Here is a 26,076-nt window from a genome sequence, read left to right on the forward strand (position 1 = left end):
GGCGCTGTGGGCCGGGCAGGGCGGGCAGGGCAGGGCGGGCAGGGCGGTGTCGGCCAAGGCGCTCAATATCTGACGTAGCTACATCGGCCCGCTCAGTTCCAGGCGTGCCGGGACAACTGCATATCCCGGTGTCCGCCCGACAGCCGGCAGGCATACACGCCATAAAGCGTGATGTCTGTGAGTCATCGTGATGACTCACAGACATCACGCTTACTAGCGACATTGCCTGCTCCGGCGCCGGCGCCGGCGCCGGCGCCGGGCGGGCCGGGCCGACGCCAGCCGGGCCAAACTGCACCGGGCCGGGCCAGGCCGAACCAAGCCGGGCCAGGCCGAACCGAGCCGAGCCGAGCCGAGCCAGGCCGAACCGAGCCAGGCCGGACGGAGCCAGGCCGGACCGAGCCAGGCCGGACGGAGCCAGGCCGAACCGAGCCAGGCCGACCGAGCCAGGCCGAACCGAGCCAGGCCGACCGAGCCAGGCCGGACCGAGCCAGGCCGACCGAGCCAGGCCGGACCGAGCCAGGCCGACCGAGCCAGGCCGGGCCGAAACGAGCCGAAAAGGGGCCGAGCGAACCGACGCCAGGCCAGGCCGACCCAGGACAGGCCGGGCCGGGCCGGGCCGGGCCGGGCCGGGCCGGGCCGGGCCGATGCCGAGCGGGCCTGGGGAGCGAGGGGGAGCGGCCGGAACGAGGGCGAACAGTGGGAGTGACAGTGGCTGGAAATGGCGACGGGCGCCGCTCCCGGTGTCCCGGGGGCGGCGCCCGTCGTACTGCTGAGCTTGAGTGTCAGTGCCGGTCGACGTCGCTCGCGGTGTCCTCGCGGTAGCTGGCTCCGCCGTCCGACTCGCTGGTGAGCGGCTTGGCGCCACCCTCCGGCGGGCCGGCCAGGCTCTGGCCACCGGCCGCCAACTCCGGGAACTTCGCGTCGAACGCCGGCCGCTCGGAGCGGATCCGCGGCATCCGGTCGAAGTTGCGCAGCGGCGGCGGGCTGCTGGTCGCCCACTCCAACGAGTTGCCGTGACCCCAGGGGTCGTTCACCTCGACCACCGGGCCGGTCTTGTACGACTTCCAGCAGTTGTAGATGAACGGCAGCGTGGAGATACCGGTGATGAACGCGCCGATCGTGGAGATCGTGTTCAGCGTGGTGAAGCCGTCGGCCACCTGATAGTCGGCGTACCGGCGGGGCATGCCCTCGGCGCCGAGCCAGTGCTGCACCAGGAACGTGGTGTGGAAGCCGATCATGGTGAGCCAGAAGTGCACCTTGCCCAGGCGCTCGTCGAGCATCCGGCCGAACATCTTCGGGAACCAGAAGTAGATGCCCGCGAAGACCGCGAACACGATGGTGCCGAAGAGAACGTAGTGGAAGTGCGCCACCACGAAGTACGAGTCCGACACGTGGAAGTCGATCGGCGGGCTGGCCAGCAGCACACCGGTGAGACCACCGAAGAGGAAGGTGACCAGGAAGCCGACCGCCCAGAGCATGGGCGTCTCGAAGCTGATCTGGCCCCGCCACATGGTGCCGATCCAGTTGAAGAACTTCATACCGGTCGGCACGGCGATCAGGTAGCTCAGGAAGCTGAAGAACGGCAGCAGCACCTGGCCGGTGGCGAACATGTGGTGCGCCCAGACGCTCATGGAGAGCGCGGCGATCGCGACGGTCGCGGCGACCAGACCCTTGTAGCCGAAGATCGGCTTGCGGGAGAAGACCGGAATGATCTCGCTGATGATGCCGAAGAACGGCAACGCGACGATGTACACCTCGGGGTGACCGAAGAACCAGAACAGGTGCTGCCAGAGCATCGGCCCACCGGTTGCCGGGTCGTACACGTGCGCGCCGAGGATGCGGTCCGCGGCGAGCGCGAAGAGCGCGGCGGCCAGCAGCGGGAAGACCAGGATCACCAGAAGGCTGGTGACCAGGATGTTCCACGTGAAGATCGGCATCCGGAACATGGTCATGCCGGGCGCACGCAGGGTCAGCACCGTAGTGATCATGTTCACGGCGCCAAGGATGGTGCCCAGGCCGGAGATGGCCAGACCCATGATCCACATGTTGGCGCCGACGCCCGGCGAGTGCTCGACGCTGCTCAGCGGCGCGTACGCGAACCAGCCGAAGTCAGCGGCGCCACCCGGGGTGATGAACCCGGCGGTCGCCATCGTTCCGCCGAACAGGTACAGCCAGTAGGCGAAGCTGTTCAGCCGGGGGAAGGAGACGTCAGGCGCGCCGATCTGGATCGGCACGATGTAGTTCGCGAAGGCGAACACGATCGGCGTCGCGAAGAACAGCAACATGATCGTGCCGTGCATCGTGAAGAGCTGGTTGTACTGCTCGGGCGACAGGAACTGCAGCCCGGGTCGGGCCAGCTCAGCACGCATGACCAGAGCCATCAGGCCACCGATCATGAAGAACACGAACGCGGTGATCATGTACATGATCCCGATCTGCTTCGCGTCCGTGGTTCGCAGCAGCCGCGCGATGGCCGACCCCTTGACCGGCTCCCGGACCGGCCAGGGCCGGGTCACGACCGGCTTGGGTGCGACGGTGGTCACGAGTGGCCTCCGGTTCTCGGTTGTCCCGCTCGGCACACGCTGGTTATCGGCGGGCCGTCATCCGCAAGGAGGATAGTCCCCGGCAGGTCGCAGCGCCGCGTGGGGTGGCGTGACACGATCTACTACGGGCCTACAGCGGGCCGAGCAGGAGCCGGTAGTGCTCCCCGAAGATCCGGTCGCCGCGTCCGCGCAGCAGCGGGTCGCGCAGCGCCGGCGGGACGTCCCTGGTGCGGTTGCGGTCCCGGGTCCGGTCCCGCACCCATCGGGTACGCGGACGGCGACGACTTTCGTACGCCACCAGGGCCGCCTCCACGCTGTTGGCGGCGCGCAGCGACTCGGCCAGCACCACGGCGTCCTCGAGGGCCATTGCCGCACCCTGCGACAGCGTGGGCGCGGTGGCGTGCGCGGCGTCGCCGACCAGCAGGACGCGCCCCCGGTACCAGCGACCCAACTCCACCTCGTCGGTGATCCCGACGTGCACCTCGTCGAGGGCCGCCAGCACCTCGGGCACCGGGCCGCGGTAGTCGGCGAAGAGGTCCCGCAGCCGGGCGAGGGGGTCGGCGGGTTCCTCGGTGCCGGCCTCGTCGGCGTAGATGTGCAGCCGTCCGGCACCGATCGGCACCATCAGGAACCCGGAGCGCTGGCCGAGTAGCGCGGTCCACTCGGTGACCGGTGGGCCGTCGCGTAGGAGGGCCCGGTAGACGACCTGCCCGACGGGGCGCGGCGGCCCACCGAGCGCGGCCAGCGCGCGGACCGAGGAGCGTGGCCCGTCGGCACCGATGACCAGGTCGTACTCCGTGGTGGTGCCGTCGGTGAAGGTGACGCCCACCGCGCCCGGGAGCAGGTCCAGGGTGCGGACCTCGGCGCCGTGCCGGACGGCGCCGCCGGCACCGCTGAGCAGCACCCGGTGCAGGTCGGCCCGGGGCAGCGCCCGGCACTCGCCGACGCCGGCCCAGAGGGCGTCGAGGTCGACTTCGCAGAGTTGCGCGCCGGCGGCGTCGTAGAACCGCTGCCGGTGGATCACCTGCCCGATCGGCCGGACCGGGTCGTGCAGGTCGAGCCGGTGCAGCGCGCGGGCGGCGTTGCCGGGCAGGTAGAGACCGGTCTCGGTGGACTCCCCCGGTGGCAGCTTGTCGGTGACGTCGGGCCGGAAGCCCGCCAGGCGCAGCGCCCGGGCTACGGCCAGGCCGGCGATGCCCGCGCCGACGACGAGGATGCGCAGGGGGGAGCCACCCATGGTGGTGTACGCCTCCGGAGGGGGAGCGGCACGCGTTGGAGGCAACACGCTACTCGGAGCGATCGGCGCACACCAGGCCCAATCGGTCCACTCCCCGCCGCTCGTCGGCGACCCGAGCCGCTTGGCTGGCCGTCCGTCGGCAGCCGTCCGGCGGGGCATGGCAATCCTCACAATTCACCAGTTCGACGCGGACGGTTGCGCACCAGTTTCAGACATGTAAATGTGTCGTTGAGCGTGGGAGCGCTCCCGCACCACCCCACCACATCCGGCGCCCGGCACGCGCCGAGTCGAGGAGTGTCATGAAACGTCAACTTCGGGCCCTGGCCGCCGCCGGGTTGCTGGTCGCCAGTTCACTGGTGGCCGTGGCCCTCGGCGGGAGCGCCTCCGCCGACACCCAGATCTGCGAACAGTACGGCTCGACAGTCATCCAGGGCCGCTACGTGGTGCAGAACAACCGCTGGGGCACCACCGCCCAGCAGTGCATCAACGCCACCAGCAACGGCTTCGAGATCACCACGCTGAACGGGAGCAGCCCCACCAACGGGGCGCCCACGGCGTACCCCTCGGTGTTCTTTGGTTGTCACTACACCAACTGCTCCCCCGGCACGAACCTGCCGATCCAGGTGAGCCAGATCAGCAGCGCCACCAGCAGCATCTCCTACCGCTACGTCAGCGGCGCCACCTACAACGCGTCGTACGACATCTGGCTGGACCCGTCGCCCAAGCGGGACGGCGTGAACCAGATGGAGATCATGATCTGGCTCAACCGGCAGGGCCCGATCCAGCCCATCGGCTCGGTCGTCGGCACCACGAACCTGGCCGGCCGTACCTGGGAGGTCTGGCGGGGCAGCAACGGCTCCAACAACGTCATCTCCTACGTCGCGTCCTCGGCGATCTCCAGCCTGAACTTCAGCGTGCTGGACTTCATCAACGACACCCGTAACCGGGGCGCGATCACCAACTCCTGGTACCTGACCAGCATCCAGGCCGGCTTCGAGCCGTGGCAGGGCGGTGTCGGCCTCGCGGTGACCTCGTTCTCGGCCAACGTCAACGGTGGCGGTCAGCCGCCCACCAACCCGACGACCCCGCCGCCGAGCGGTGGCGCGAGCTGCGCGGTGAAGTACACGGCGAACTCGTGGAACAACGGCTTCACGGCCGACGTGCAGATCACCAACACCGGGTCCAGCGCGATCAACGGTTGGACGCTGAGCTACAGCCTGCCCGGCGGGCAGACGGTCACCAACGCCTGGAACGCCACGGTGAGCCAGAGCGGGTCGACGGTGACCGCCCGCAACGTCGGCCACAACGGGTCGGTCGCACCGGGGGGCACGGCCAGCTTCGGCTACCAGGGCACCCTGAGCGGGGCCTACTCGTCCCCGACCAGTTTCTCGCTCAACGGGGCGAACTGCTCCCGCTCGTGAACTGACGGTGGGGGCGCGACCGTACGGTCGCGCCCCCACCATTCAGGAGATCCACTCGGGTTCCTTGAAGTCGGGGCATCCTCGCACGTGGGACACCCCGACTTCAGGGAAGTCGAGTCGATCAAGTCAGGGCCGGGCGGGTCAAGCCACGGCGGGCGTCGGGGTCAGACTCGGGTGAGGCGGACGGCGTCGGCGACGATCAGACCGGTGGCGCTGCTCCACCGGCTCACCGCCACCCGGTTGGCGTCCCCGGCCGGCAGCGTGAACGTGCCGAGGGACCGCCACTGCCCGCCGGTGGCCCGCTGGTCGACGACGACCGTCCGGTTGCCGGTGGTAGTGGCGACGATGTACGGGGCGGCACCGTTGTATCCGGAGGTCGCCGGCCACCAGGCGTCGACCCGGTAGTTGGCGGTGGCCGGGACGTTGAACTTGTACCAGGCGGCGTCACTGGCCGCGACCGGCTCCGCGTACCGGTAGTCGGCGCCGTAGCGCTGCGCCGAGTACGTCGACACACCCCAGTTCGCGCTGGCGGTGAACCGCCCGGCGGTGGTGTTGTCCACGATGGAGGACCACGCCGGCGGGTTCCCGCCGGACATCTTCGCGGCCACGTCGGCGCGCATGACGTTCAGGTCGATGAAGGACGGGTCGATCTTGCCGCTGGTGCTGGTCTCCCGGTGGCCCCGGGCGTAGCTGCTGTCCCGGCCGAGCCGGGTGAGCACGGCCGCGGTGGCGGCGAGCGAGGCGTTGTACTGCGCGGCGGTCATCTCCTGGTTGACGCCGTTGTAGTCGATCTCCCATCCGATCATCAGGGTGTTGCCGTCCCCGGCGGGGATCGGTCCGCTGCCGCCGCTGGCCCCGGCGTGGTTGCACCGTCCGGCTGAGATGACGTGGAAGACACCGTTGTAGTCGACCAGCGCCTGACACAGCGGGCCCGGCAGGTCGGACCGGCCGTTGATGCAGATGTTGAGTGCCGGGTGCGGGTTGCTGGCGCTGGAGGTCGAGGCGGTGTGGTGCCAGAGCACTCCGATCGGGTCGAAGGACCCGGGCCGCATCCGGTTGAGCCAGTCCCCCTCGACCACGACCTGGACCCCGGCGGCGCGCAGCACGTCCACCAGCCAGGGGATGGTCGCCATCAGGCGTCCTGAAGCAGGTCGGCGAGGCATTCGGCCTTCGGCGCGGCGCTCGCGGCGGCGGGTCGGGTGACGACGGTCAGCGCGGCGACCACCAGGGCGGGGATGCCGAGCACCCCACGACGGGGCAGACGGATGGACGGGGTTCTGGCCATGGCGATCCTCCAGCGACTGGCGGGTACGAACGGATCGACGAACGTGATGACGGGACGCTATACCGTCACGTACGTCGATGTCGATACCCTTCATTCCCCCGTCACGCTGTGAAGGAATTCGCCGACTCAGACCTCACCGAGCGCGTCGATGTCGCGCATCTCCTCCGCCGTGAGCGAGAAGTGGAAGACGTCGAAGTTGGCGGTGATCCGCTCCGGGGTCACCGACTTCGGGATCGCCACGATCTCGTGGTCGATGTGCCACCGCAGCACCACCTGCGCCGGGGAGACACCGTGCGCGGCGGCGATCCTGACCAGCACCGGGTCACTGAGGTCGCTGGTCTTGAACGGGCTGTACCCCTCCAGCACCACGCCCCGGTCCCGGTGCTCGGCGTGCCGCTGCCGGTCGTACAGCGCCGGGCTCCACTCGATCTGGTTGACCGCCGGGTTCTCCTCGGTGGACTGGATCAGCTCGTCGATCTGGGCGGTGCTGTAGTTGCTGACACCGATCGCCCGGGTGAGGTTCTCGTCCCGGGCGGCGATCAGCTCCCGCCAGAGCGGGATGCTGTCCCCCGGCGACGACGGCGGCCAGTGGATCAGCCAGAGATCCAGGTGGTCGACGCCGAGCGCCTCCAGGCTGGCCTCCAGCGTGGCGCGCTCCTGACCCACCCGGTTGGGCGGGAGCTTGGTGGTGATGAATAGGTCCTCCCGACGCAGCCCGCTCTCGCGTACCGCCCGGCCGACCTCCCGCTCGTTGCCGTACACGGTGGCGGTGTCGAGGTGCCGGTAGCCGGTGTCGAGCGCGGCCAGCACGGCGTCGTAACCGGCCTGGCCGGTGGCCTGCCAGGTGCCGAAGCCGAGCAGGGGCATCCGCACGTCACCGGGGAGCAGGGCGGTGGGCTGGTCGGTGAGGTCCATGAGGTCCGTTCTACCCCGCCGCGCCCCCGACCGCCGAGCGAACCGGACACTCCGGCGTCCAGCGCACCGGTCCGCTCTGCCGGAGAATGCGGGTGTGACCGACCGGCTGGACGAGTACCGGCGACGGCGGGACGCGGCCCGCACACCCGAGCCGGTGCCGTCGGAGAGCCCGCCGCCGGCCGGCCCCGACGCCGACGCCGCCCGCTTCGTCATCCAGCAGCACCACGCCCGCAGCCTGCACTGGGACCTGCGCCTGGAGCACGAGGGAGTGCTCGCGTCCTGGGCTGTCCCGCGCGGTCTACCCCGCGATCCGGGTCACAACCACCTCGCCGTGCACACCGAGGACCACCCGATGGAGTACCTCGACTTCGCCGGTGAGATCCCCGCCGGTGAGTACGGCGGCGGCCGGATGCTCATTCACGACCGGGGCACCTACCGCTGCGAGAAGTGGCGCGACGACGAGGTGATCGTGACGCTCTCCGGTGAGCGGACCGCCGGCCGCTACGTCCTCTTCGCCACCGGGGGGCGGGACTGGATGGTCCGCCGCACCGACCCCGCGCCGCCGGGCTGGACGCCGATGCCCGATCTGGTCCGACCGATGCACGCCACGTCCGCCGCCGGGCTCCCCCGCGACCTCGCCGCCTGGGGGTACGAGCTGCGCTGGGACGGCGTGCGGGCGATGGCGTACGTCTCCGGAGGGCGACTGCGGCTGCTCTCCGAGGCCGACGAGGAGATCACCGGCGGGTATCCGTGGCTGCGCGCGATGGCCGAGGCGCTCGCGCCGACCGAGGCGGTGCTCGACGGTGTGCTGGTCCGCATCGACGGTGCCGGCCGGGTCCGCCCGGTCCGGCCGGCCGCCGGCAGCCGGGTCCCCGCCGGCGCCCAGTACCTGATCGTCGACCTGCTCTGGTTGGAGGGCGTGAGCAGCGTCGACGTGCCGTACGCGCAACGCCGGGAGCTGCTCGATGGGCTGGTCTTGTCCGGTACGCACTGGCAGACTCCGCCGTGGTTCCCGGGCGCGGGCGACGAGGCCCTGCGTGCCGGGCGGGAACAGGGCCTGCCGGGCGTGGTCGCCAAGCGACTGGACTCGGTCTACCAGCCGGGGCGGCGCAGCCGGCACTGGCTGAGCATCGACGCGGTGTGACGGCGAGGAGCGACGTGTACCTGACTCACCTGGACTGCCCGCGCTGCGGCACGGAACACGCCGCCGACCGGTTACAGAATCTCTGCGAGTGCGGGTCGCCGCTGCTGGCCCGCTACGACCTGCCGGCTGTGGCGACCGTGGTCACCCCGGAACACTTCCCGCTGCGCCCGGCCGACCTGTGGCGCTACCGGGAGCTGCTGCCGGTCGCCGACCCTCGGCACGTCACCACGCTGGGTGAGGGCTGGACGCCGCTGTTGCGGGCCCCGGCGTACGGCACCGAGATCGGCATCGCGGACCTGATGGTCAAGGACGAGGGGCTGATCCCGACCGGCTCGTTCAAGGCCCGGGGCGCGGCGGTCGGGGTGAGCCGGGCCCGCGAGCTGGGCGTCGAGCGGATCGCGATGCCCACCAACGGCAACGCCGGGTCGGCCTGGGCGACGTACGCCGCGCGGGCCGGAATGGGCGCGACGATCGTCATGCCGCTGGAGGCGCCGAGCATCTGCCGGCGCGAGTGCGTCGCCGCCGGTGCCGACCTGCGCCTGGTCGACGGGTTGATCGGCGACGCCGGTCGGCGGGTGGCCGAGCTGATCGCGGAGTCGAACGGGGCGATCTTCGACGCCGGCACGCTGCGTGAGCCCTACCGGCTGGAGGGCAAGAAGACGATGGGGTACGAGATCGTCGAGCAGCTCGGCTGGCAGACGCCGGACGTGATCATCTATCCGACCGGCGGCGGGGTGGGCCTGATCGGCATCCACAAGGCGCTGCACGAGCTGCGCGAGCTGGGCTGGATCGGCGACAAGCTGCCCCGGCTGGTGGCGGTGCAGTCCACCGGCTGCGCGCCGATCGTGCGGGCCTTCGCCGCCGGCGAGGATCGGGCCCAGCCGTGGACGGACGCGCACACCGTGGCGTTCGGCATCACGGTGCCGGCCCCGCTGGGCGACGAGCTGATCCTGGCGGCGCTGCGGGAGTCCTCCGGCACGGCGGTCGCCGTCGACGACGCGGACATCCTGGCCGATCTGCGGGACTTCGCCGCCCGGGAGGGGCTGCTGCTCTGCCCGGAGGGGGCGGCCTGCCTCACCGCGGCCAAGCAACTGCGCGCTGGCGGGTGGATCCGGGCCGGCGAGCGGGTGGTGGTGCTCAACACCGGCGCCGGGCTGAAGTATCCGGACACTGTCGACGTCTCCGGCGTACCCCTGATGGGGTGAGGTGACGGCGCCCCGCGGACCGGGCGGTGCGCGGGGCGCCGTCGTGCCGGTCTACTGGTAGGTGATGTCCGAGGGCGAGTAGAGGCAGTTGACGCCGTCGGCGCCCTCGCCGATCTCGGTCGGCTCGCTGCCCTTCGGTACGCCCTTGTACTTCACGCAGATCGAGGTCTCCCGGTCCGGGTCGCCGACGATGGTGATCCGGCTGAACCGGGCGGTGTCGCCCCAGTTGGTGTTGATGCCGGCGATCGCGTCGGTGTTCCGGACGATGACGTTGTCGATCACCACGTGCCGCTGGTACGACGTGGAGCAGTTGCCGCAGGCGCGGTAGAGCTTGCCGGCGTTCTCCACCCGGAAGTTCTTGATGTAGACGGTGCCCGAGCCGTTGTGCTGGAAGACCTTGTCGCTGGCCGAGCGGGCCCCACCGCCGTCGACCGTGTACGTGGTGCCGCCGCGGAAGGTCGCCGCGTCCTCGCCGACGTCCTCCCACCAGACGTTGATCAGGGTGCAGTTGCCCTCGCAGTGCACGCCGTCGCCGGCCGGAGCACCGATGATCACGTTGCGCAGGGTGGCGCCGGCGGCCAGCTCGAACATCGGGTCCTGACTCTCGCTCTGCCCGCCGTCACCGATGCCGTAGTAGCGCTTGAGCCCACCGTCGAACGAGCCGGAGACCGGGATCGTGGCGTCCACCTTCTGACTGCCGGTGGGCGTCGGCCAGCCAGCCGGCGGAGGTGTGGTGGTGGGTGGCGGAGTGGTCGTCGGTGGCGGGGTGGTCGGGGTGCCGCCGCCGGACGAGTCGACAAGCACGTCGTCGAAGCCGCCACTGGCGTACGCGGTGACCAGGCCGATCCGGCCCGCACCGGCCAGGCTGTTGCTGCCGGACGCGATCTGGGTGCCGTTGACGAAGCCGCGGATGGTGCTGCCGCTGGTCTCGATGCGCAGCGTGTACCAGGTGCCGGTGCCGATGCCCAGCGCGGCGGAACCGATCGCCGTGACGGAGCTTCCGTTCACCGCCTGGAGTTCGGCCCGGCCGGAGCCGAGCAGGGCCAGCCGGTACATCTTGGTGCTGCTGGTGGAGCGGGCGGCGAGCCCGACCAGGGCGCTGGACGAGCCGAAGCTCGTCGGCCTGACCCGGGCCTGCACGGAGTAGTTGGTCCAGCTGCTCTGGCCGGCGAACTGGCGGGCCAGCTCGCTACCGGCGTTGGACTGGTTGAGCACGCCCGAGCCGTCGACGGTCCAGGTGCCACCGGACTTGGACCAGCCGGAGGTGTCGCCGTCGGTGAAGTCGTCGCTGAAGACGGTGGCCGCGAAGGCCGAGGTCATGCCGGCGGCGAGGGCTGCCGCGGTCACCCCGGCGCCCACCGCCAGCAGGAGTGGTCGGCGGCCGGAGAGTCGTCTTTTCTGCACAGGTGTCCTCCTTGACGCATGTGGTGGTGATCCCTCGGCGGCCGCACCGAGACGGGTTCGCACGGCGTGCGGCGTTGAACGGGATCGGTGTGCGCCCCCGTCGTCGGACGCCCGGATCCGAAGCGGGGTGAAGCGGGATCAACAGCCCTGGGAAAGGGCTTTCCCACTCCATCGAGGCTAGGGCTATCCAACCATCAGCGTCAATGCCTGGCGCTTGCAGGTCTGTTGCAGGATTCCGGCCCTGACGGAAACGCCCACCGGGTCAGTAGCTCTCCGGCTCGGTGATCCGCCAGGCCGCGTTGATCAGCCCGATGTGCGAGAGCGCCTGTGGCATGTTGCCCAGCTGCATGCCGGTGGCGAGGTCGATCTGCTCGCTGAACAGTCCCACGTCGTTGGAGTAACCGACGACCCGCTCGAAGAGCGCCTCCGCGCGCTTCGGCTCACCCGTCATCACCAGGCACTCCACCAGCCAGAACGAGCACAGCAGGAACCCGGCCGGGTCGGTCGTCCAGCGCCGCAGCAGGCCGTCCTCGGTGCCCAGCTCGCGCTCGACCATCGCGATCGTCGAGCGCATCCGCGGGTCGGTGGCCGGCAGGAAGTGCGTGACCGGCAGGGCGAGCACCGAGGCGTCCAGCTCCGGCGATCCGAACGCGCCGGTGAACGCGCCGATCCGGTCGTTCCACCCCTCGCGCAGCACCGTGTCGCGGATCTCGTCGCGTACCCGCGCCCAGCGACGGGGGTCGGCCCGATCACCCAGCCGGTCGGCGAGCCCCACCGCCCGGTCCATGGTCAACCAGCAGGACACCTTGGACGAGACGTAGTGGCGCTCCTCGTCGCGGGTCTCCCAGATGCCCCGGTCCGGCAGGTGCCACGTCGTGGCCACCTGCTCGGTCAGCCCGAGCACCATCTCCCGAAGCTCGTCCTCGAACCGCGTGCCCAGGTAGTCGCGCAGCCGCCACACCGCCGACATCACCTCACCCGGCACGTCGAGCTGCCGCTGCCGCCAGGCGTCGTTGCCGACCCGCACGGGTCGACTGTCGCGGTAGCCGCGCAGATGGTTGCAGTGGTGCTCGGAGAGGTCGCGCTCCCCCTCCAGCCCGAAGAGCACCGGCACGGGCTCGTCGCCGAACCGGCCGATCGAGCGGGTCACCCAGGTGAACAGCCGGGACGTCTCGTCCGGGCAGGCCGCCACCCAGAGAGCCCGCATGGTCAACGAGAAGTCCCGCAACCAGGAGTAGCGGTAGTCGTAGTTCCGGTCGCCGCCGATCTGTTCCGGCAACGACGAGGTCAACGCGGCGGCGACCGCGCCACTGCGGGCGTACGTGAGACCGGTCAGGACCGTCGCGCTGTGCGTGACGAGTTCGGGGTAGCGACCGGAATAGGTATGCGTCTCCCGGAACGCCCGCCACGCCTGCGTCGTCTCGGCAAGGGTGGTCAGCGGGTCCACCCGGGCCGGCGGGTCGCCGTACGCCTCACCGAACGCGAGGTCCATCCCGATCACCTGACCGGCGGAGACCTCGAACTCGTGGGTCACCCGGTCGGTGCCCGCCCGCAGGTGCAGACCTCCGGCGCGCAACATCAGCACCACCGGGCCGGCACCGGCCAGCACCCCGCCGTCCGGCTGCTCGTGCAGGTACGGCGTGAGCAGGCCGTACTCCGGGCGGGGCGCGAAGTCCAACGCCATGCGCACCCGCCCGGAGAGCCCCTGAACGACCCGGATCAGCACGGCGGGTGAGTTCTTGCCCAGCTCGTGGGCGCGGGCGCCGACCTCGGCGGCCAGCGCGTCGGTGACCGCCACGCTGCCGTGCGGGGTGTGGTGCACCGTCCGCAGCACCAACGTGTCCGGCAGGTACGCCCGCTCCACCCGGTGACCCGGGCCGCCGACCCCTACCGGCGCCAGCCGGAAGTGGCCGGCTCCCGGGTCGAGCAACCGCGCGAACACGGACGACCCGTCGAACCGGTGCGGGCACCACCAGTCGATCGAGCCGTCCTTGCCGACCAGGGCACCCGAACGAGAGTCCGACAGAAACCCGTAGTCGGAGATCTGCGGCTGCTGCTCCACCCGCCGGGGGTACCCGCATCGGCCCGGATCAGGCCGGAGGCGATCACTCGGTCGGTGGCTCGTCCTCGCCCGCCGCCTCGGCCGCGTCGGCCTCTTCCTTGGTCTTGTGCACGGCCTTGTCGGCGTGCTCCGGCGGCCCGTACACCGTGTAGAGCACCAGCGGGTTGGGACCGGTGTTGACGAAGTTGTGTTTGGTGCCCGCCGGCACCACGACCAGGTCGCCCGCGACGACCTTCCGCTTCGCGCCGGCGACCCGCGCCTCGCCGACGCCACTCACGAAGGTGAGGATCTGGTCGATGTCCTCGTGCACCTCCTCGCCGATCTCCCCATCGGCGGGGATGGTCATGATGACCAACTGGGTGTGCTCACCGGTCCACAGCACGCGCCGGAAATCCGGGCTCTGCTCGGCGACAGTCGCGATAGTGAAATGCTCCATGCCCACGCTCTTACCCCGTCCGGCGGTGCGCCACGCCGGGGTTCACGAATGGTGGAATTCCTGACGCTGGGCGGGTTTGGATCCGCACGGACCGGGGATCGAGGAGCGGACCGGCGCGAACGGCCGGTCGAGCCAGGTCCCCGCCGGCGTACCGCCGAACGGCTGCGGTGGTGGGAGACGGCCAGAGCGCGGCGACGTTCCGATCACGGAGCGGCGCCGCGCGCTCTTGTGACCTAGCGGTGCAGCCAGGTGAGCAGGTCGGGTGGGGCCAGCGCCGCGACCCGTCGCCGGTAGCGGACGAGGCCGGCCTCGTCCAGGAGATCTCGCCCCTGCCCTGAGCCGCCACGGCGAAAGAACGCCTGCCGGTCGCGCAGCACGCCGCGCGTGTCCGGTGCGAGCCGGTCAGCCCGCTCCCGCATGCGACCGAAGGTGGCCGCCTCCACCAACTCCGGCCCCGGGCTCGGGAGTTTCCACCGGTCGGCGAGCCGGCGCATCTCACCGCCCAGATCGGCCAGCAGGTCGTCGTAGTGCACAAGCTCGACGTTCGGCTCGTGCCGGCGGGCCCACGCGTCGCTGAGGTGCATCAGCACTCCGGGCAGCGAATCCAGCGCGGCGCGGGGGTCCGCCTCCCGGTCGACCCAGCTCGGCAACCACTCCCGTACCGAGGGCCGCTGCGGGGGCGGCCCGGCCGGGACGGGTTGGCCGGTCAGCTCGGCGATGCGCGCCCGGTCCAGGTTCGCGCCCTGGTGGTAGAGGGAGACCGCCATGTCCAGCGGGTGCCGGGCCACCACCACGTAGTGCGCCCGAGGGTCGAGCGGCACCCCGTCCAGCGGGGTGTGCGTCTTGATGAACCGCCGGTGTGGCTGGGCGGCCAGCCGGTCGTACACGGTGGCCTGCGGCTCGCCCAACCAGTCCAGCCACGGCGAGAGCTCTGTCAGCGGCGCTGGCAACTCCGGGGTACGGAGCACCAGGAGCGCACAGATCATCTGCATCCACGTGGTGCCGCTCTTGGAGCGGGTGCTGATCACGATGTCACCGTCGCGGAACGGGAACCCGCCCCACCGCGCGCTGTCCTCTTCGTCGGATTGGTAGCGGTGAATCGGCGTGGGCATCGGTGGATGGTAGTCGCCGAACCGACAGTCGAGCAGCCGAATTCCGGCTTACATTCCTGGGGCATGTCCATCTGCCTGGCTAGATTGAAGTATGGTGCCCGCCCACGGGGGCCGGGCGACGGCACCGGTCTACCGCCCCATCCTCGCCAACCGACGGGGCGAGCTTGAGGCCCTGAGCCACCTCGATCCCGCGTACGCCGCACTGGTCGCCCCGATCCTGGAGATCGGCGCGATCGGTCGGTCCACGACGGACGCCATTCGCCGGATGCCACCCGGGCTGCTGCCCGCCGTCGACGTCAGCGCACTGCCCGACATCCCCGAGGCGGAGCTGACCCGTTGGGGCGTACCGGTGGTGCCGGTGATCGGGCTCTCCGAGAACGACCACCGGCTGGTCGCGCACGGCGCGGCGGCGCGGGCGTACGGCCGACGCGCGCTCATCCGGCTACGGGCCGGTCGGGACCGGGCCGGGCCGGACGCGAGCACCACGGCTGTGGAACGGATCTGGCGGTTCACCAGCCTCGCCCCGGAGGAGTGCGACCTGCTGGTGGACGCGGGGGACGTCTGCTGCCCGGCGGAGGTGCGGACCGCCGAGCCCCGGGTACGCCACCTGCTGGACTGGGCCCGCCGACACGCCTGGCGGTCGGTGACGGTGGCGGCGGGCGGTATGCCTCCGACGCTGTCCCGTCTGCCCACCGACGAGCCTGTCCAACTGGACCGTTGGGACTGGCGACTGTGGCGGCGGCTGGCCGACGCCGGGGTCGACTACGGCGACTACGGCGTCCACCCGGCCGGGCCGGGCGCGGATGACACTGGCGACCGGTTGCCGACCGTGCGCTACACCGACGACGGCAGCTGGTGGGTCTACCGCTGGGCGCGACGCGGCGGCCGGGGCGACGACCGCTTCGCCGACCTGTGTCGCACGCTGGTGTCGGCACCGCACTGGCCGACCACCGGTGCGGCCTTCTCCTGGGGTGACCATGAGCTGCTGCGCCGGGCCCGCCGGGGCGCCGGGGCCGGCTCGACCGCCAACTGGGCGGCGTGGAGCACCTCGCACCACCTGGCGCACGTGCTCGCCACGCTGTCGCATCCGGCAGGAGACGGCGCGCCGCGGTGGCACCCCGGGCAGGGGCCACCACCGCAGCGGGGACGATCGCTGCGCTGAGGCGGGGTCTACTGCTTCTCGGTGAAGCCGAACTGGATGATGCCCTCGTCGTCGACCGTCGCGTCCACCGACGCGTCCCCGAGCAGCTCGGCGGCGTCCTCGTCCAGGAAGATCCGGGCGCCCTGGTTGTCGACCACCCGATCGCCCTGTACCGGTTCGGGCACCAGCTCGACGGTGAGCGAGCCCGCCTCGGTGTCGGCGGCGATACGCACACCGCCGTCCTGGGCGACGTCCTGTTGGTTGGCGAGGTCACGGATGACGAGCACGGCGTTGTCGGTCATGGTGAGCATTGACGGAACTCCTCGTGAATTGTCGGCTCGCGGTCGGATACCGCGCGGACCGGACAGTCGGTCCGCGTACGAGCAACGTGGGAGGCGACAGAGGGGCGAACGATCATCGCCGTCGCATCGAATCGGGGCAGCTGACGGCCCCGTCACTCCCACCGTGCCCGCTGGCCGACCATCCGTCAAATAGAGCCAGGTCAGTGGAGAACGGCGGCCGGCGCCAGCCAGGCGCGAATCTCGTTTACCGCCGCGCGGCCGGCCCGGTTGGCCCCGATAGTGCTGGCCGAGGGGCCGTACCCGACCAGGTGAACCCGAGCGTCGGCGACCACCCGGGTGCCGTCCATGGTGATACCGCCGCCCGGCGCACGCAGCCCCAGCGGGGCGAGATGGTCGATGGCAGCCCGGAAGCCGGTGCACCAGAGGATCACGTCCGCCGACACGTTCCGCCCGTCCGTCCAGGCCACCCCGTCGGGTGTGATCCGGTCGAACATGGGTAGCCGGTCGAGGACGCCGCGCTCGCGCAGTCGGCGTACCTCCGGGGTGACCGGAAGCCCGGTCACGCCCACCACACTTCCCGGTGGCCGGCCGGAGCGGACCACCCGGTCCACCCGAGCCACCGCGGCGCGACCCAGTTCCGGGCCGAACTCCTCGTCGTTGAACGTCGGCGGCCGGCGGGTCACCCAGGTGGTGGCCGCCGCGACCGTGGAGACCTCGCCGAGCAGTTGCACGGCCGAGGTGCCGCCGCCGACCACCACCACGCGCAGGCCGGTGAACTCGGCGGGCCCCCGGTAGTCGGCGGTGTGCAACTGGCGTCCCCGGAACGTCGACCGGCCCGGGTAGTGCGGCCAGAACGGTCGCGTCCAGGTGCCGGTGGCGTTGATCAGGGCCCGGGCGGTCCAGGTGCCCCGGTCGGTGCGCACGTCCAGTCGTCCGTCCGGGCGGGAGTGCACCCCCCGGACCCGCACCGGCCGCCGCACCGGCAGGTCGAAGGCCCTCTCGTACCCGGCGAAGTAGGCGCTGACCTGCTCGGAAGCCGGGCGCTGCGGCTCGGTGGGCGGGAACGGCAGCCCGGGAAGGTCATGGAAGCCGTGCACGCGGTCGAAGACCAGCGTCGGCCAGCGGTGCTGCCAGGCGCCGCCGGGCCCGTTGTCGGCGTCGAGGATGACGAAGCCGCTGCCGGGCGCGAAGCCGGTGCGGTGCAGGTGGTAGCCGGCGCTCAGGCCGGCCTGCCCGGCGCCGATCACCACGACGTCCACAAAGTGGGTGTCCACGTGGGCTACAACGCGCGGGACGTCATCGCTGTGCCCGTCCTCGACCGTCGCGCCGGTCACAGACCGCCATTCCGGCTTCGGCCACCTGAGCTGCGCTTACGCTGAGTGAATGAGTGACTTCCGTCGGTACGCGGCCGAATTCCTCGGCACCTTTCTGCTGGTGTTCTTCGGAGTGGGCAGCGCGGTCGCCGCCCGGGTCCAGGGCGGCGTGGTGGTGGTGGCGCTGGCCTTCGGGTTCGTGATGGTGGCCCTCGTCTACACGATCGGCCCCCTCTCCGGCAGCCACGTCAACCCAGCGGTGACGCTCGGTGTGCTGCTCTCCGGCAAGATCTCGGTACTCGGGGCGGTGGCGTACTGGATCGCGCAGTTCGTCGGCGCGACAGTCGCGGGTTTCGTGCTCTGGGCGCTCACCCGTTGGGGCGACGTCGCGGACCAGACCGGGGCCCTGGGCACCAACGGTTACGGCGCGCACATCAACCGGGGCGGGGCAGCCGTGCTGGAAGTCGTGCTGACCTTCCTCTTCGTGCTGGTGGTGCTGGTGGTGACCAGTCGGAGTGAGAATCCGGGCACCGCCGGGCTGGCCATCGGCCTGGCCCTGGCCGTTACCCAACTGGTGGGCGTGACGCTGACCGGAGCTGCGGTCAATCCGGCCCGCGCGCTCGGCCCGGCGGTCTTCGAGGGCGGCGTGGCGCTGCGGCAGCTCTGGGTGTTCATCGTCTTCCCGCTGCTCGGTGGGGCGCTCGCCGCGCTCGTCGCACCACTGGTCATGGGCGCACAGCGGCACTACTGGGGTGGCCACGAGAAGACGGTCGGCAAGCCAAAATGACACGGACGGCAATAACTTTCGCCTGAGGGCCTTTTCTGGCGATTATCTCCGTGACAGCATCAGCGGATGCATCGTCGTCACTTTCCCCGGGCCCTCGCGCTGCTCGCGCTGGTCGCCACCGCGGCCACCGCCGCCGCGCCCGGTGCCACAGCCGAATCGCCCACCCCCGCGACGACCCGCCTGCACGACACCATCGACACGATCCTCGCCGACACCCGGCTGGCCGGCGCGCAGGCGTCGGTGGTCGTCGTCGACACCAGCACGGGCCAGACGCTCTACGACCGCAACGGCGACCGCCGGCTGGTCCCGGCGTCCAACACCAAGCTGCTGACCTCGACCGCGGCCCTTGAGCTGCTGGGTCCGGGGCACCGCTTCGGCACCGACGTACTCGCCAGCGGCAAGCGCCGTGCGGGCCTGCTCTCCGGCAACCTCTACCTGCGCGGTGGGGGCGACCCGACAATGCTCGCCGCCGACTACGACGCGCTCGCCGCGCGGGTCGCCGCCGACGGCGTGCGGGTGGTCACCGGAAACCTGGTCGCCGACGACACCCGCTACGACAACACCCGACTCGGCCCCGACTGGACCTGGGACGACGAGCCCTACTACTACGCCGCGCAGGTCTCCGCGCTCACCGTCGCCCCGGACGCCGACTACGACGCGGGCACCGTGATCGTGCACGCCGCACCAGCCGACCGGGCCGGCGCCCCGCCAGTGGTCACCACCACCCCCGCAACCGGGTACGTCACTGTCGACAACCGCGCCCGGACGGTCAGCGACGGCGAGACCTCGATCTCGATCGAGCGCGAGCACGGCGGCAACACCGTCGTGGTGACCGGTCAGATCGCCGTCGGCGACGAGCCCGCCAGCGACTGGGTCACCGTCTGGGAACCCACCGGCTACGCGGCCGACGTGTTCCGGTCGGCGCTGCACCGACACGGCGTCCGGGTGCTCGGCCGGACCGTGCTCGGCCAGCCCACCCCGGAGACGGCCCACCCGGTGGCACGCCACGACTCGATGAGCCTGGGCGATCTGATGACGCCATTCCTGAAGCTGTCCAACAACGGGCACGCCGAGGTGTTGACCAAGGAGATCGGTCGGGTGCTCTCCGGCTCCGGCACCTGGACGGCCGGCCTCACCGCGATCAGCGAGTACGTCGCCGACACCGGAATGGACACCGGGAGTCTGCGCCAGCGTGACGGCTCGGGATTGTCCCGGCGCAACCTGATCCCGGCGGCCGAGTTCGTCGACCTGCTGAGCGCGGTCCGCGCCGAACCGTGGTTCGCGACCTGGTACGCGGCGCTGCCGATCGCCGGTCAGCCGGAGCGGTTCGTCGGCGGCACTTTGCGCAGCCGGATGGCCGGCACGCCGGCTGCGGGCAACGTGCACGCCAAGACCGGCAGCCTGACCGGTGTATCCGGGCTCTCCGGCTACGTGACCAGCGCCGATGGGCGACTGCTGGCGTTTTCCATCCTGCTCAACAACTACCTGACGGCGTCGGTGAAGTCGCTCGAGGACCAGGTCGCCGTGGCGCTTGCCGGTTTCCGCGAGGGTGGTGCGTCGACGGCACGGGTGGCCCCGCCGGCGGTGCCGGAGACGCCGCGTACCCCGGAGGGCGTCGAGTGTTCCTGGGTCAAACCGATCACCTGCTGAACGATGGCCGGGAGGCGCGGACGCGCCTCCCGGCCCGGCGAGCGCTCAGGCCGGACGGTCCGGTGGGGGGACCACCGCCGTCGGGTCACCGCGTTCGATGAGCGCGGCGATCTCGGCGGCCCGCAGCCCGCGCAGCGCCAGCACCCGGGTGCCCCAGCGGTGCAGGCGGCACGGGTGCGGGCTGGCGTCGTTACGGCAGACCACGCCCCCGGACCACCGCCGGGGGGCGTGCACCACCACCGCCCGTACGGCGAACTGGGTGTCCTCGCCCGTCACGTACGGCGGCAGGGGGATGTCGCGAAGAACCTCCCCGGACGCTTCACCGGTGCCGGACGAAGCGGCACGACGGAGACGGTGGGCGGTGCTGCTGCTCATCGGCTGCCTCCACACTGGATGGTCGGATGGGGACAGCAGAAAGTTACGATGCGTTCGACGGTCCGCGACGGACAAACTGTCCCGCTGGCCGACCGCACAGCGATCAGTCAGTCAGTCAACGCACCGTCACGGCCTGGAGGCCGACGTTGCCGCAGTGCTGCGTGAACACCTTCTCGACGGTCCAGTTCAACAGCAGCCGGGCACCCTTCGGCAGAGTGAAGCGGATCGTGAACTGGGCGCTCTGACTGGTGTAGGGGTCTTCCAGTCGGGCGATGCTGGCGGGCCCGCCGGTGGACAGCCGCGCTTCCAGTCGCCCCCGAGCCATCCAGGTGCCACCGTAGAGCTGGACAGTGCGCGGCTCACCACTGCCGGCGACGGCGAGGCTGAACCCGTTCCCGGCACCGCAGACGTAGACGCCGTTGGAGCTGCCGTCCGTCGACCGCTCCGGCGTGCCGTCGGCCCAGCGCACGTACTCCTGGTTGCCGTCCCAACCGACCCGCCGACCCGGGCCACTGCCGTCGATGATCTCGCCGGAGCCGGAACGCTTGCGGTTCGTCGACCTGCCGCCGCGCTCCCCCCAGTGCACCCAGTCCCGGGCGCCCACGGCGGTGAGGTCGACGATGGCGGGCATCTCGCCCCGGCTCACCGTCAGCGCCGGCGAACCGGGCTTCGGCGGTGGCGGGGCGGGCGCGCTGGCCGACGGCGTCGGTTCCGGCGAGGGTGGGCGCTGGCGCGGACGCAGGCCGGGCGTCGCCGGCCCCGTCTCGCCGGTGCGCCCCTCGGCGGCCGGGAAACGAGGGGAACTGACGGAAACGCCACCCGGAACCGCCTGGTCGTCGTCCGGCGCCGGACCGGACCGGGTGGCGAGATACGAGATCAACACCACCAGGCAGACGAGTACGGCCGTTCCCTCCACCGCCCAGCGCCGCCGCTGTCGGGCGCGGCGCAACACACTGCGGGTCTTCCCGGCGGTAATGGCACGCGGACGGTGCTTCGACGGCGTGTCGCCAGCCCTCGAACCAGCCCGCGTGCGGTCTTCGTCCGCCACCGACCCCTCCAACTCCGCCGCCCGGCCGTTTTGGACCGCCGAGGACCACACGCAACCACTGTGGGCAGTTTCACGTTTACCCGGGCGTGGACGACACGCTAGATCCGGACTGCCGGACGTGTCCAGCCCACAATGGGACGCTGCCGGACAACCCGACCGCCCCGGACGGGCACCTGGGCAGACCAGAAGCCCTTTCCGGGTCAGCCGATCCGGAAGCCGAGCAGTTGCGCGACGACCACTGCCTGCTCGACGTCGATCACGGCACCGGCCCGTTCGACGGCCGTCGGGTCCAGCGCGGTGAGATCGCTGCCCCGCAGGTCGGCGCCGTCGAGCCGGACGTTTGTCAGCTGCGCCCCGGAAAGATCGACACCGGTGACCGTAGCACCGTTGAGGTTGGCCCTGGTGAGGTCCACCTCGCGCATGCGCACCCCGGTCAGCCGGACGCCACGCAGGTCGGCGCCGGGCAACGCGACGAAGGACCAGTCACCGCCGTCCACCGTCAAGGGACGCAGATCGCACTCACTGAAGGTGCTGCCGACCAGCTTGCAGCCGGTGAACTCGGCCTCGAAGAAATTGCACCGCCGAAACACGCAACGGGTGAAGGCGGAGTCGACATGTCGGGAGGCGTTGAACGCCACGTTGCCGAACGTGCACCCGGTGAAGACAGCACCCCTGCTCACCGCCTCTGTCAGGTCCACCCCGAAGAACTCGCAACCCACGAAGTGCCGGTCGGTCAGCTCCTCGCCGTACCAGTCCTCGTTGCGGAACGTCACGTCCTCGGTCAACTCAGGCATCCGGCCAGGCTAGTGGGCGCGGCCGACAGCCGACCGCCGGCGGGGCCGGTGCCGGCCCCCTTCCCGCTTCGTTGTACCGGCGAGTAGGTTCGGCGGCGTGAGTGTGGCTCGGAGCAAGGACCCGGATCAGATCGGTTTCGACAGGGCGCGGCTGGCGCGGATCGACGAGCACTTCGGCCGGTACGTCGACGACGGCCGGCTGGCCGGCTGGCAGGTGGTGGTCACCCGGCGCGGCGAGGTGGCGCACTCCTCGACGTACGGGCTGCGCGACCGCGAGTCGGGCGCACCGGTCGAGGCCGACACCCTGTGGCGGATCTACTCGATGACCAAGCCGGTCACCTCGGTCGCGGCGATGATGCTGTGGGAGGAGGGCCGGTTCGAGCTGACCGACGAGATCAGCCGCTGGCTGCCCGAGTTCGCCGACCTGCGGGTCTACTCCAAGGGGTCGGCGCTCAAGCCGTACACGGTGCCGGCGGTCGAGCCGATCCGGGTCTGGCACCTGCTCACCCACACGGCCGGCCTGACGTACGGCTTCATGCAGACCTCGGTGGTCGACGGGCTCTACCGGGCCGCCGGCTACGACCTGTACCCACCAGCGGACGTCGACCTGGCCGGCGCCTGCGCGGCCTTCGGCGAGCTGCCGCTGCTGTTCCAGCCCGGCTCGGCGTGGGGCTACTCCGTCGCCACCGACGTGCTCGGCCGACTCGTCGAGGTGATCTCCGGGCAGAGCCTCGACGCGTTCTTCGCCGACCGGATCTTCGGCCCACTGGGCATGACCGACACCCGCTGGTGGGTGGAGGCCGACGAGGCCGACCGGCTGGCCGCGCTCTACGTACCGGAACCGCGCAGCGGTCGGGCCGTCCGCTACGACAGCCTGGGGTCGCTCGCGTTCAGCAAGCCGGCGCTGCTCTCCGGCGGTGGCGGCCTGATCTCCAGCGCCGCCGACTACCACCGGTTCACGCAGTTGCTGCTGCGCGGCGGCGAGCTTGACGGCGTCCGGCTGCTCGGGCCGCGCACTGTGCGGTTCATGACCCGCAACCACCTGCCCGGTGGTCGGGATCTGGGCACCCTGTCCACCGGCGGCTTCGCGGAGACCACACTGGACGGGATCGGCTTCGGTCTCGGCTTCGCGGTGGTCGACGACCCGGTCCCCAGCCGGGTGCCCAGCAGCGTCGGCGAGTACTACTGGGGTGGGGTGGCCAGCACCGCGTTCTGGGTCGACCCGGCCGAGGAGATCACCGCGCTGCTGTTCACGCAGCTGATGCCGTCGAGCACCTACCCGCTCCGCTCCCAGCTGCGCCAGCTCGTCTACGCCGCCCTGGTCGACTGACCGGTGTGGGGTCCGTCGTCTGCGGCTGACGGACCCCACACCTCAGGTCAGCGGAGCTGCTGCGCCTGGATCGCCCGGATCTTCGCCGGCTTCACGGCCGAGAGGTTCGAGATCAGGTACGCCCGCACGCTGCCGTCCGGGAACACCGCCCACAGGTCCGCCACGCCGTCGGCGTTCTGGTCGGCGGCGGTGAGGCTGCTGATCGCGACGCCCGTGTTCCACCCGGAGGCGAGCCGGTACTGCGTGTAGGCGAGCGCGCCGGTCCCGTCGCCGTTGTCGGTCATGGTGACGCCCTGCCAGAGGTAGAGGTCACCGGTGGTGGCGTTACGCAGCACCAACGCCGCCCCCGAGGCCAGCTCGGTGCTGGCGAGGGTCCAGTTCTGCCAGTCGCTGCCGCCGGTCGGAGTGGCGTTGCCCTGCGGCAGCGGAAGGTAGAGGCTGGGTGCCCAGACGTTGGGGTAGTAGGCCAGGCGGTAACCGTTGCTCGCGTCGCCGACGATGCCCAGCAGGTCCGGGATGCCGGTGTCGACGCCGTCCGCCGTGAACCCGTTGACGAGCTGGATCGGAGAGTTGCCGTACTCGTCGAGGAGGTAATCGCGGATGAGAGTGACCTGTCCGCTGCCGCGGTACGGGTTCACCATCGTGCCGTCGCCGACGCCCGCGATGAAGCTGCCGCCTCCGGCGTTGACGCCACCCGGGTAGTAGGCCAGGAAGTCCTGGTTCGCGGTGCCGAAGAAGCGTCCGGTGATCACCTGGGCGCCGTCGAAATCCGCGGCCGGGATGTCGTTGCCGGAGACCCCGTTGCCGTGGACGCCGATGTTCACGGCCGGGACCTTCACGCGGCCGGTGCCGACGCCGGTGGTCGCGTCGACCCGACCCCGCGCCGCCCAGACGCCGGAGGCGAGGCCCGTCGTGGTGCCGCCGACGGTCACCAGGTCGGGAACGCCGTCGCCGTTGAGGTCCTTGTCGACAGGGCCGGCGACGGCCGAGGTCGGGGTGTTGGCCGGGGCGGCCTGAGCCGGCAGGGCCGGCGCGACGACGGCGAACGCGAGGGTGGCCGGCACCGCCCAGGCGAGCAGTCGGCGAGGGACGGAAGGGTTGTTCATGGGTCCCCGTTCGGGTCAGTGGATCTTGCTTGGTTCACCGTAGTCGATGCGCACCAGCGTGTGGATCCACCGAACGAGGGGTCAGTCGGCGAGACGGGCCGGGAAGCCACCGGTGGCGATCGGGCCCCAGGCGTCGATGGTGATCCGGATCAGCGACTTGCCCTGACGCACCATCGCCGCCCGGTAGTCGTCCCAGTCCGGGTGCTCGCCGGAGATGCTGCGGAAGTACTCGACGAGCGGCTCCAGCGCCTCGGGCAGGTCGAGCACCTCGGCGGTGCCGTCGATCTGCACCCAGGGGCCGTTCCAGTCGTCACTGAGCACGCAGGCCGAGACCCGGGGGTCGCGGCGGAGGTTGCTCACCTTGGCCCGCTCGGGGTAGGTGGAGACGACCAGTCGCCCCTGCCCGTCGACCCCGGCGGAGACCGGGGAGGACTGCGGTCGCCCGTCCGCCCGGGTGGTCATCAGCACGACGCGGTGTCGCGGCCGGAGGAATTCGAGCAGGCCGTCCCGGTCGACCCGGGTGTTCCTTGCGATGCTGCGTGCCATCCCCCGTTCCTACCAGGGTGCGGGCGCAGCGGCGGCGGCGGGTCAGCGGGGTCGGGCCGCGGCGCGGCGCGCCTCCTGGGTGGGCACCCGGAGACGGCCGGACGGACGCCAGGCCCGACCGTTGGCGTAGATCACCCGAAAGCCGAGGTACGACGCGAGCGGAGCCCAGTGGGCGGAGCCCATCCGCAGCTCGGCGGCATTGTGGCGCTGGCCGTTGGCGAGCACGTCGAGGAGCACGGTTTCGAAGGCCGCCGATTCGACCCAGTCGACTTCCCGGGTGAACCCGCAGATGAGAGCGGCTCCGGTGACCTCCAGGAACTCGCGCAGCACCGCGTCCGAGGCGCGCAGCACCGAGCAGCTGCCGAAATAGAGTCGCCGCCCCTCCGCGCGGCCGGCCATCAGCTCGGCCACCTCGTTCAACTCCACCGACTGCCAGTCGGTGAGGCAGAGCCGGCTCGGCTCGCCGTGCATGGCGAAGAAGCCGACCCGATGGTCGGCGTACTGCTTGAGCAGCCAACGGTCCAGGAAGTAGAACAGCTCGTCGCGGGTGGCCGCGTCCTTGTGGATGAACCGGATCTTGCCCAGCCGCTCCAGCAGCTCGAGCGTGGGCAGCACCGAGCCCCGCTCGTTGAGGTCACGGTGCCACTGACCCTCGACACAGAAGACGCCACCGCGTGCCACGTGCACCTCCGCCAGTCCGCCGCCCGGAGCTGACGTTACCGGCCGCGATCACCCCGGGAACATCACCCTCCGTGTGGCAGATTGCGACATTCGGTGCGCTTGACCGTAGGAGGGGTGATCGGTGGGAGATGGCTGTTTCGCAAATCAGTCGAATTCCCAGCCAATACCCAGCCGCAGCGGATTGTGAGCACGATTCTCGTTAACCACCTCCAACGGCACTGATCAGTGCGAGGGTGGAA

At 71.0% G+C, this 26,076-nt stretch carries 24 protein-coding genes; 7 read left to right on the forward strand and 17 right to left on the reverse strand.

The window, feature by feature from the left end; translation table 11 throughout:
- Positions 1-782 precede the first annotated feature (782 nt).
- Positions 783-2,543: a cytochrome c oxidase subunit I gene (ctaD, locus tag ABZU43_RS06120; protein WP_355005448.1), complete on the reverse strand. Its 1,761-nt coding sequence runs from the start codon at positions 2,541-2,543 to the stop codon at positions 783-785.
- A gap of 130 nt (positions 2,544-2,673) precedes the next feature.
- The gene (locus ABZU43_RS06125) at positions 2,674-3,780 is read right to left on the reverse strand and encodes an FAD-dependent monooxygenase (RefSeq protein ID WP_355005449.1); all 1,107 of its coding nucleotides are present in this window, start codon (positions 3,778-3,780) and stop codon (positions 2,674-2,676) included.
- A 299-nt stretch (positions 3,781-4,079) separates the two neighbouring features.
- Between ABZU43_RS06125 and ABZU43_RS06130 the strand changes: the two genes are divergently transcribed.
- The gene (locus ABZU43_RS06130) at positions 4,080-5,201 is read left to right on the forward strand and encodes a cellulose binding domain-containing protein (RefSeq protein ID WP_355005450.1); all 1,122 of its coding nucleotides are present in this window, start codon (positions 4,080-4,082) and stop codon (positions 5,199-5,201) included.
- 164 nt (positions 5,202-5,365) lie between these two features.
- On the opposite strand, the gene ABZU43_RS06135 is transcribed toward ABZU43_RS06130, so the two are convergent.
- The 3 genes from ABZU43_RS06135 to ABZU43_RS06145 all read right to left on the reverse strand — a co-directional run bounded on the left by ABZU43_RS06135 (position 5,366) and on the right by ABZU43_RS06145 (position 7,401).
- The gene (locus ABZU43_RS06135) at positions 5,366-6,334 is read right to left on the reverse strand and encodes an N-acetylmuramoyl-L-alanine amidase (protein WP_355005451.1); all 969 of its coding nucleotides are present in this window, start codon (positions 6,332-6,334) and stop codon (positions 5,366-5,368) included.
- The gene (locus tag ABZU43_RS06140) at positions 6,334-6,486 is read right to left on the reverse strand and encodes a hypothetical protein (RefSeq protein ID WP_238666485.1); all 153 of its coding nucleotides are present in this window, start codon (positions 6,484-6,486) and stop codon (positions 6,334-6,336) included. Before ABZU43_RS06140 ends, ABZU43_RS06135 begins: the two co-directional genes overlap by 1 nt.
- A gap of 126 nt (positions 6,487-6,612) precedes the next feature.
- Entirely contained in the window at positions 6,613-7,401 is a 789-nt protein-coding gene (locus tag ABZU43_RS06145; RefSeq protein WP_355005452.1) for an aldo/keto reductase, read from the reverse strand.
- A gap of 94 nt (positions 7,402-7,495) precedes the next feature.
- Here ABZU43_RS06145 and ABZU43_RS06150 point away from each other — a divergent pair, with 94 nt between their 5' ends.
- Both ABZU43_RS06150 and ABZU43_RS06155 read left to right on the forward strand, forming a co-directional pair.
- The gene (locus ABZU43_RS06150) at positions 7,496-8,545 is read left to right on the forward strand and encodes a DNA polymerase ligase N-terminal domain-containing protein (RefSeq protein ID WP_355005453.1); all 1,050 of its coding nucleotides are present in this window, start codon (positions 7,496-7,498) and stop codon (positions 8,543-8,545) included.
- A 14-nt stretch (positions 8,546-8,559) separates the two neighbouring features.
- Positions 8,560-9,750, forward strand: a complete 1,191-nt coding sequence (locus ABZU43_RS06155; protein ID WP_355005454.1) for a threonine synthase — start codon at positions 8,560-8,562, stop codon at positions 9,748-9,750.
- 51 nt (positions 9,751-9,801) lie between these two features.
- Here ABZU43_RS06155 and ABZU43_RS06160 read toward each other — a convergent pair whose 3' ends face one another.
- The 4 genes from ABZU43_RS06160 to ABZU43_RS06175 form a co-directional block, all read right to left on the reverse strand.
- Positions 9,802-11,154: a pectate lyase gene (locus ABZU43_RS06160; RefSeq protein WP_355005455.1), complete on the reverse strand. Its 1,353-nt coding sequence runs from the start codon at positions 11,152-11,154 to the stop codon at positions 9,802-9,804.
- A gap of 262 nt (positions 11,155-11,416) precedes the next feature.
- Positions 11,417-13,216: a glycoside hydrolase family 15 protein gene (locus tag ABZU43_RS06165; protein WP_355005456.1), complete on the reverse strand. Its 1,800-nt coding sequence runs from the start codon at positions 13,214-13,216 to the stop codon at positions 11,417-11,419.
- Positions 13,217-13,259: 43 nt separating this feature from the next.
- On the reverse strand, positions 13,260-13,652 hold the full coding sequence (locus tag ABZU43_RS06170; protein WP_355005457.1) for a cupin domain-containing protein: 393 nt from the start codon (positions 13,650-13,652) through the stop codon (positions 13,260-13,262).
- 233 nt (positions 13,653-13,885) lie between these two features.
- Entirely contained in the window at positions 13,886-14,764 is an 879-nt protein-coding gene (locus tag ABZU43_RS06175) for a sulfotransferase domain-containing protein (RefSeq protein WP_355005458.1), read from the reverse strand.
- Positions 14,765-14,855: 91 nt separating this feature from the next.
- On the opposite strand from ABZU43_RS06175, the gene ABZU43_RS06180 reads away from it, so the two are divergent.
- Positions 14,856-15,926, forward strand: coding sequence for a hypothetical protein (locus ABZU43_RS06180; protein WP_355005459.1), 1,071 nt, complete (start codon positions 14,856-14,858; stop codon positions 15,924-15,926).
- Between the two features lie 8 nt (positions 15,927-15,934).
- On the opposite strand, the gene ABZU43_RS06185 is transcribed toward ABZU43_RS06180, so the two are convergent.
- The gene (locus ABZU43_RS06185) at positions 15,935-16,216 is read right to left on the reverse strand and encodes an adhesin (protein WP_091393621.1); all 282 of its coding nucleotides are present in this window, start codon (positions 16,214-16,216) and stop codon (positions 15,935-15,937) included.
- Between the two features lie 191 nt (positions 16,217-16,407).
- Positions 16,408-17,481, reverse strand: a complete 1,074-nt coding sequence (locus tag ABZU43_RS06190) for an NAD(P)-binding domain-containing protein (protein ID WP_355005460.1) — start codon at positions 17,479-17,481, stop codon at positions 16,408-16,410.
- Positions 17,482-17,590: 109 nt separating this feature from the next.
- Here ABZU43_RS06190 and ABZU43_RS06195 point away from each other — a divergent pair, with 109 nt between their 5' ends.
- Together ABZU43_RS06195 and dacB are read left to right on the forward strand one after the other, a co-directional pair.
- The gene (locus tag ABZU43_RS06195; protein WP_355005461.1) at positions 17,591-18,307 is read left to right on the forward strand and encodes an aquaporin; all 717 of its coding nucleotides are present in this window, start codon (positions 17,591-17,593) and stop codon (positions 18,305-18,307) included.
- A gap of 66 nt (positions 18,308-18,373) precedes the next feature.
- The gene (gene dacB / locus ABZU43_RS06200) at positions 18,374-19,957 is read left to right on the forward strand and encodes a D-alanyl-D-alanine carboxypeptidase/D-alanyl-D-alanine-endopeptidase (RefSeq protein WP_355005462.1); all 1,584 of its coding nucleotides are present in this window, start codon (positions 18,374-18,376) and stop codon (positions 19,955-19,957) included.
- A 45-nt stretch (positions 19,958-20,002) separates the two neighbouring features.
- Here the strand turns inward: dacB and ABZU43_RS06205 are convergent, their stop codons facing one another.
- The 3 genes from ABZU43_RS06205 to ABZU43_RS06215 all read right to left on the reverse strand — a co-directional run bounded on the left by ABZU43_RS06205 (position 20,003) and on the right by ABZU43_RS06215 (position 22,174).
- On the reverse strand, positions 20,003-20,332 hold the full coding sequence (locus ABZU43_RS06205; protein WP_355005463.1) for a hypothetical protein: 330 nt from the start codon (positions 20,330-20,332) through the stop codon (positions 20,003-20,005).
- A 115-nt stretch (positions 20,333-20,447) separates the two neighbouring features.
- Complete coding sequence (locus ABZU43_RS06210) at positions 20,448-21,380, reverse strand: hypothetical protein (RefSeq protein WP_355005464.1); 933 nt, start codon at positions 21,378-21,380, stop codon at positions 20,448-20,450.
- A 200-nt stretch (positions 21,381-21,580) separates the two neighbouring features.
- Complete coding sequence (locus ABZU43_RS06215) at positions 21,581-22,174, reverse strand: pentapeptide repeat-containing protein (protein ID WP_355005465.1); 594 nt, start codon at positions 22,172-22,174, stop codon at positions 21,581-21,583.
- A gap of 97 nt (positions 22,175-22,271) precedes the next feature.
- Here ABZU43_RS06215 and ABZU43_RS06220 point away from each other — a divergent pair, with 97 nt between their 5' ends.
- Entirely contained in the window at positions 22,272-23,504 is a 1,233-nt protein-coding gene (locus tag ABZU43_RS06220; protein ID WP_355005466.1) for a serine hydrolase domain-containing protein, read from the forward strand.
- A 47-nt stretch (positions 23,505-23,551) separates the two neighbouring features.
- Here ABZU43_RS06220 and ABZU43_RS06225 read toward each other — a convergent pair whose 3' ends face one another.
- The 3 genes from ABZU43_RS06225 to ABZU43_RS06235 all read right to left on the reverse strand — a co-directional run bounded on the left by ABZU43_RS06225 (position 23,552) and on the right by ABZU43_RS06235 (position 25,837).
- On the reverse strand, positions 23,552-24,610 hold the full coding sequence (locus ABZU43_RS06225; RefSeq protein ID WP_355005467.1) for a hypothetical protein: 1,059 nt from the start codon (positions 24,608-24,610) through the stop codon (positions 23,552-23,554).
- 81 nt (positions 24,611-24,691) lie between these two features.
- A complete protein-coding gene (locus tag ABZU43_RS06230; protein WP_355005468.1) occupies positions 24,692-25,156 on the reverse strand; it encodes a PPOX class F420-dependent oxidoreductase in 465 nt (154 codons plus the stop codon).
- Positions 25,157-25,198: 42 nt separating this feature from the next.
- The gene (locus ABZU43_RS06235; protein ID WP_355005469.1) at positions 25,199-25,837 is read right to left on the reverse strand and encodes a hypothetical protein; all 639 of its coding nucleotides are present in this window, start codon (positions 25,835-25,837) and stop codon (positions 25,199-25,201) included.
- Positions 25,838-26,076 lie beyond the last annotated feature (239 nt).

The organism is Micromonospora sp. NPDC005205 (assembly GCF_040608275.1).
Lineage (GTDB): Bacteria > Actinomycetota > Actinomycetes > Mycobacteriales > Micromonosporaceae > Micromonospora.